Source organism: Burkholderia sp. HMSC10F09, from assembly GCF_001806955.1.
GTDB lineage: Bacteria > Pseudomonadota > Gammaproteobacteria > Burkholderiales > Burkholderiaceae > Burkholderia > Burkholderia multivorans.
Window position 1 is genome coordinate 1 of record NZ_KV786791.1, and the last position, 2,238, is coordinate 2,238.

At 65.2% G+C, this 2,238-nt stretch carries 3 protein-coding genes and 1 pseudogene; all 4 read right to left on the bottom strand.

All coding sequences use genetic code 11. The features are described from left to right. Positions 1-344 (bottom strand): annotated as a pseudogene (locus HMPREF3115_RS18970) (branched-chain amino acid ABC transporter substrate-binding protein); the annotation flags it as partial. Between the two features lie 227 nt (positions 345-571). Next, positions 572-1,549, bottom strand: a complete 978-nt coding sequence (gene ispH / locus HMPREF3115_RS18975; RefSeq protein ID WP_006398548.1) for a 4-hydroxy-3-methylbut-2-enyl diphosphate reductase — start codon at positions 1,547-1,549, stop codon at positions 572-574. 2 nt (positions 1,550-1,551) lie between these two features. Then, positions 1,552-2,007 (bottom strand): FKBP-type peptidyl-prolyl cis-trans isomerase, encoded by a 456-nt coding sequence (locus tag HMPREF3115_RS18980; protein ID WP_006405874.1) that lies wholly within the window; start codon positions 2,005-2,007, stop codon positions 1,552-1,554. An 11-nt stretch (positions 2,008-2,018) separates the two neighbouring features. Then, on the bottom strand, positions 2,019-2,238 hold a 220-nt coding region (locus HMPREF3115_RS31965), incomplete at its 5' end, for a hypothetical protein (protein WP_218079217.1).

Below are 2,238 nucleotides of genomic sequence, written 5' to 3' on the forward strand. Positions count from 1 at the left end.
GCCGTCGCGCCGCGCGCGCGGCGGGCCGCGGCGGATGCCTGCCGCGAGCCGGCGTGCGTGCGGCCCGCTACGTGGATGTCCTCGATCGTCAAACGTGTCCCGTCTACATTGCTCGGTTGCGCGATACGGCGCCCCCACGACGCCGCACGACCGGTTCTGGCGACGCGCACGTCGCTGGCCGGCGGTGCCGCGCACGCCGCAGCCTCCCTGCCCGCCTCGTCGTCGCTCTTTTTGCTGCAGCCGGCGACCATTGCAACCGGTGCGGCGACGGACACGGCGTAAGCCAACTTCACATGCATCGAATAGGTCTCCCGCGCCTTGCCAAAACCTGCTTTCGAAGCCATTCCGGCCTCAAAACGGGCGCATTGTAACTCCATTTAGAACGCGCCAATATTCCTGATTCGATGGGGTTTTCCTGCATTGCAACCAATTTTGAGAGGCCGTTTGGAACGGACGGAGCAACCGGGTTGCACCATGCCGGGGAACGATGGTTGCGAGCGGGGAATTCGACGGACAAAAAAAAAGCGCGCCCTCAGGCGCGCTTCGGTGCATCGCGATTGCAATGCGGCAATCAGGCGGCGGGCAGGTTGAGCCCGCGCGGCAGCGGGAACGAGACGTTCTCCTCGATCCCCTCGAGCGCGCGCACGTTGCGTACGCCGAGCTCGCGCAGCCGCGCGATCACGGCCTGGGCGAGCACCTCCGGTGCCGACGCGCCGGCCGTCACGCCGATGCGGCGCTTGCCGGCGACCCATGCCGGGTCGATCTGCTCGGGTGCGTCGACCATGTAGGCCGCGACGCCGCGCTTCTCGGCCACTTCGCGCAGACGGCTCGAATTCGAACTGTTCGGGCTGCCGACGACGATCACGACGTCGCACTGCGGCGCCATGAACTTCACCGCGTCCTGACGGTTCTGCGTCGCGTAGCAGATGTCCTGCTTCTTCGGTTCGCGGATCTTCGGGTACTTCGCCTTCAGCGCCGCGATGATCTCGGCCGCGTCGTCGACGGACAGCGTGGTTTGCGTGACGAGCGCGATGCGCTCCGGATCGGCGAGTTCGAGCTTCTGCACGTCCTCGACGCTCTCGACCAGATGCATCCCGCGCTCGACCTGGCCCATCGTGCCTTCGACTTCCGGATGGCCCTTGTGGCCGATCATCACGATGTCGACGCCGTCCTGGCGCATCTTCGCGACTTCGACGTGCACCTTCGTGACGAGCGGGCAGGTCGCATCGTAGATGCGCAGCCCGCGCACGCCGGCTTCGTCGCGCACGGCCTTCGACACGCCGTGCGCGCTGAAGATCACGGTGTTGCCGGCCGGCACTTCCTCGAGCTCCTCGACGAAGATCGCGCCTTTCTTCTTCAGATCCTCGACCACGTACTTGTTGTGGACGATCTCGTGACGGACGTAGATCGGTGCGCCGTGCATCGCGATCGCGCGTTCGACGATCTCGATCGCGCGATCGACGCCTGCGCAAAACCCGCGCGGCTGCGCGAGCAGGATTTCGGCGTCGGCGGCGACGGTCTGTCCGGACAGCGTATCGGTGGTGCTCATGATTACAGGATTCCGATGATTTTCACTTCGAACGTGAGCGCTTGGCCCGCGAGCGGATGATTGAAATCGAACAGCGCGGAGGTTTCGCCGACTTCCTTCAGCACGCCTGCATATCGGCCGCCGTCCGGTGCGTTGAACTCGATCAGTTCGCCCGGCGTGAAGTCCTCGTCGACCATGCCGTTCTCGCGCAGCGTCGCGAGCGTCACGCGCTGCAGCATGTCGGGATTTCGGGGACCGAACCCTTGCTCTGGCGTTAGCTGAAAAGTCGAATGGTCTCCGACCTTGAGCCCCAGCAGAATCTGTTCCAGCGACGGCGCCAGTTGCCCGGCGCCCAGCAGCAGCGTCGCGGGTTTGTCGGCGAAGGTGTTGACGATGTCGGCGCCGTCGGCCAGTGCAAGCCGGTAATGCAGCGTGACATGGGAACCGGGCTTCACTTCGGATAGATCGATGAGGCTCATGAATTACTCGTTCAGTCGGCGCCCGAAACGGCCGCGAGGCCCAGCGCAAAGCCAATATTGTAAGTCACCTGAGCGCGCAAGGCTGAAAGTGCGACGACGTTGCACGTGCGGCCGCCGCCAATGGAGTTTCGACGATGCTCATATCCTGCCTTCTTCCGCCCGTCGAATGCCGCGACGCGCACGACGTTCCGCCGGCCCCGCCCGCGCGTGCGCAGCCCGGCGCGCCGCGCC